Raw genomic sequence first — 253 nt, 5'->3', positions numbered from 1 at the left:
GTCGCACGCTCGGCCTCCAGAAAGGCTTCGCAGCTTTCCACAGCCTGGCGGGACTTTTTCAGGATACTGACCACGTCGAAATTGCTGCAACCGCCGACACCCAGCAGCAGCATTTCCATCGGGCGTACACCCAGGTTACGGCCACCGGCTTCCGGCGGGCCGTCCATGACCACTACATGGCCACTGCCCGATTCACCGAGGAACATGGCTTCGCCCGCCCATTGGATGCGTGCCTTCATCGCCCAGACTCCAC

At 62.1% G+C, this 253-nt stretch carries 1 protein-coding gene; it reads right to left on the bottom strand.

Features of this window, described 5'->3' with window-relative positions; translation table 11 throughout:
* Window positions 1-239: OsmC family protein (locus AC0L3S_RS39545; protein ID WP_473285396.1), on the bottom strand; the 239-nt coding region annotated here is incomplete at its 3' end.
* Window positions 240-253: the final 14 nt, after the last annotated feature.

Source organism: Bradyrhizobium sp. Ken01 (genome assembly GCF_055807355.1).
This window is presented reverse-complemented; position numbering and strand designations above follow the sequence as displayed.